General features: G+C 66.0%; 1 protein-coding gene. It reads left to right on the top strand.

Annotation, left to right across the window (positions count from 1 at the left end; translation table 11 throughout):
- Positions 1-3,072 (top strand): acyl-[ACP]--phospholipid O-acyltransferase (locus GSQ79_RS19860; protein WP_158810396.1); only part of this gene is annotated, 3,072 nt, incomplete at its 5' end.
- Positions 3,073-3,376: the final 304 nt, after the last annotated feature.

Here is a 3,376-nt window from a genome sequence, read left to right as displayed (position 1 = left end):
TGTTTCGGCGTCATCTCCGCCCTGTTCGGCCCGGTGAAATACGGCATCCTGCCCGACCACCTCGTCAAGCGGGACCTTCCCGCCGGTAACGCACTGGTCGAAGGCGCGACGTTCCTGGCTGTCATCGCCGGCACTTTCGTCGGCGGCGCGGCGTCGCGCGACGGCGGCGATGCGATCTGGTTCTGCGGCCTGCTGATCGTGCTCTCCGCGGCAAGCTGGATTTCCGCGCTGTTCATCCCGCGGACCGGCGAATCCGCGCCCGACCTCAAGGTCGAGGCCAACGTGCTGCGCTCGACCGGGCATCTGCTGAAGGATCTGTGGGAGGACACCCGCCTCTGGCGCGGCGGCATCGTCGTCAGCTTCTTCTGGCTGATCGGCGCCGTCACCTTGGCGCTGCTGCCGGGCATGGTGACGGTGACGCTCGGCGCCGACACCATGGTGTTCAACATCTATCTCGCGCTGTTCGCGGTCGGTATCGCGCTCGGGTCGGCGCTGGCGTCCTGGCTGCTCAATGGCCGCACTCTGCTGCTGCCGACGCCGATCGCGGCGGTGTTCATGGCTGGCTTCGCGCTCGACCTCGGCATCGGCCTGCTCAGCGTGACGCCGCACGTGCCGGCGCTGTCGGCGCAGAATTTCTTCCAATCGTTCGCGGCCTGGCACATCGGCTTCGATCTGCTCGGTCTCGCCATGTCCGGCGGCCTGTTCATCGTGCCGGCCTTCGCTGCGGTGCAGACCTGGGCCAAGCCCGATCACCGCGCCCGCATCGTCGCCGCGATCAACGTCATGTCGGCGCTGTTCATGGTGGTGGGCGCGGTCGGCGTCGGCCTGCTGCAGGCGGCAGGCCTCTCCATGGGGATGCTGTTCATTCTGATGGCGGCGCTCAGCCTGGGTGCTGGCGTCTGGTTCTTCCTGGTCATGCCCACCAATCCGCTGCGCGACTTTGCGGCGCTGGTGTTCCGCGTCGTCTACAAGCTGGACGTTCGCGGTCTGGACAACGTCGCCAAGGCGGGGCCGAACGCCGTCATCGTGATGAACCACGTCAGCTTTCTCGACGCGGCCGTCGCTTTCAGCATTTTGGACACCGAGCCGGTCTTCGCCATCGACTCGATGATCGCGCAGCGCTGGTGGATGAAGCCGTTCCTGAAAAGCCTGCACGCACTGCCGCTCGACCCGACGAAGCCCTTGGCGACGCGGTCGCTGCTCCAGGCGGTCAAGGCGGGCGAGACGCTGGTGATCTTCCCGGAAGGGCGGCTGACCCGCACCGGTAGCCTGATGAAGGTCTATGACGGCGCTGGCCTGATCGCGGAAAAGTCCGGCGTGCCGGTGGTGCCGATGCGCATCCAGGGCGTCGAAGCGACCAGCTTCTCCTATCTCACCAACACCCAGGTGCGCCGTCGCTTGTTCGACCGCATCACCGTGACCATACTCGAGCCGGAGCGACTGGTGGTGCCCGAAGCCTTGCGCGGAAAAGCGCGGCGGCAGGCGGCGGGGGCGGCGCTGCAGCAATTGATGTCCGACATGGTGTTCCGCACCACGCCGATCGACCGCACGATCTTCGAATCCGTCGTCGCCGCGGCGCACGAGCATGGCAGCGACCGTGTCGCGCTGGAGGATCCGATCGCCGGCACGATGACTTACAAGCGCCTGCTGATCGGCGCGCGCATCCTGGGCCGCAAGCTCAGCCCGCTGGCGCCCGTCGGCACGTCGCTCGGCGTGATGCTGCCCTCCGCCAATGGCGCGATCGTCACTATTCTCGGCCTGATGTCGGCGGGCCGCGTCCCGGCGATGGTCAATTTCACCGCCGGTGCCACCGCGATCAAGGCGGCGGGCCATGTCGCGGCCTTCGACACGATCGTGACGTCGCGCGCCTTCGTCAGCAAGGGGCGCTACGACGCCCTCGTCGCCGATCTCGAGAAGACCTTCAAGATCGTCTACCTCGAGGATATTCGCGCGCGTGTCGGCGTGTTGGACAAGCTCGGCGCCTTGCTGCGCTACCGCAAACCGCTCGCCAAGCGCGGTGCCGACGATGCGGCGGCGATCCTGTTCACCTCGGGCTCGGAGGGCAAGCCGAAAGGCGTCGCGCTGTCCCACCGCAACATGCTCGCCAACGCGGCACAGGCCAAGGCGGTGGTCGACTTCGGCCGCGAGGACAAGGTGTTCAACGTGCTGCCGATCTTCCACTCCTTCGGCCTGACCATCGGGTTGGTTGTGCCGCTGGTCCACGGCGTGCCGGTCTATCTTTACCCTTCGCCGCTGCACTACCGGATCGTGCCGGAGCTGATCTACATCTCCAACGCCACGATCCTGTTCAGCACCGACACGTTCCTAACCGGCTACGCGCGGGCGGCGAACGCCTACGACTTCCGCTCGCTGCGCTACGTCATGGCCGGGGCCGAGCCGGTGCGCGCGGTGACGCGGGCGATCTGGCTGGAAAAGTTCGGCCTGCGGATTCTCGAGGGCTACGGCGTCACCGAAACGGCGCCGGTTCTCGCGCTGAACACGCCGATGTTCAACAGGAACGGCACCGTCGGCCGGATGATGCCGGGCATGGAAGCGCGCCTCGAGCCGGTCGCGGGGATTGAGGACGCCGGTCGGCTGATCGTGCATGGGCCGAATGTGATGCTCGGCTATCTCAAGGACGATCAGCCCGGCGTGATCCAGCCGGTGCCGGACGGCTGGCACGACACCGGCGACATCGTGGCGATCGACGACAAGGGCTTCATCACCATCAAGGGCCGCGCCAAGCGCTTCGCCAAGATCGCCGGCGAGATGGTGTCGCTCGCCGCCGTCGAGGCCTTGGCCGGAGCGCTATGGCCGGATGCGACGTCGGCCGCCGTGGCTCTGCCCGATGCGCGGCGCGGCGAGCGCATCGTGCTGGTCACCCAACACGCCGGCGCGACCCGCGGCGATTTCGCGACTTACGCGAAAGCGCAGGGCGCCGCGGACCTGATGGTGCCGTCGGAGGTCGCGGTGGTCGAGGCCGTGCCGCTGCTCGGCACGGGGAAAGTGGATTTCACCGGCTTGAAGCAGATGGTGGATGACATGGAAGCGCGGAAGGCGACGGCGGCATGAGCGATGAGGCGGGGTCGTCAGAAATCGCGCGACACCCGCTGCCAGTCTCTCCGTTTAAGTCTTAGAACAGTGGGGCTGCCGGACTATGAATACAGCATTCTATATGTGAAAAATGTCCTCTATCACATATAGGAATTGTTTGATGAGGGTTCCTGCACCTACTGATCGTCACATCATGGATTTTGCCGAAGGGATCAAAGCTGGAGCTGTGTCGCGCCGTGTGCCCGTCAATCCAGCTGTAGACGCCGAGCAAATGGACTGCTTTGCAAACGTGCGGAGGGTCGTCGGTCGTGCGGGCGGTCGT

The organism is Beijerinckia sp. L45 (assembly GCF_009765775.1).
GTDB lineage: Bacteria > Pseudomonadota > Alphaproteobacteria > Rhizobiales > Beijerinckiaceae > RH-AL1.
Note: the sequence above shows the minus strand (reverse complement) of the source record. Positions and strands in the feature narration are given on the sequence as shown.